Here is a 347-nt window from a genome sequence, read left to right as displayed (position 1 = left end):
AGCGGCGCTGGACCTGAGCTCGACGTTGACAGCCTCACCGGCGATGCCACCGTACGTGTTGGTCAATGGCCGTTGATTGCGCAACGACAGTCGGTGTGGCTGACATTGTCGGGTACCCGGCAGGATGGCAGCCCTTACCACAAACAACTGATGGGCCCGCCCAGCATCGTCGATCCGGATTGGGTGAGTGCAGGGAGCCAGACGTTTACAGTGCCCGCTGGCGAATTGAAAGATCTAAGGGATGCCAGCTCGCTGACCCTGACTTTGAAAGTGGATGTGGCAGGAGGCACCAACGAGGCGGCTGCAGTTGTCTTTACCCCGAAAATTTATACAGTGAGGTCGACTGG

The 347-nt window shown here is 58.2% G+C and carries 1 pseudogene; it reads left to right on the top strand.

The features are described 5' to 3' along the window. Positions 1-347: pseudogene (locus QMX89_RS22895) on the top strand (hypothetical protein); the annotation flags it as partial.

Origin of the sequence: Pseudomonas sp. PS01301, from assembly GCF_029960215.1 — a bacterium.
In the GTDB taxonomy this organism is placed as follows: domain Bacteria; phylum Pseudomonadota; class Gammaproteobacteria; order Pseudomonadales; family Pseudomonadaceae; genus Aquipseudomonas; species Aquipseudomonas coleopterorum.
Note: the sequence above shows the minus strand (reverse complement) of the source record. Positions and strands in the feature narration are given on the sequence as shown.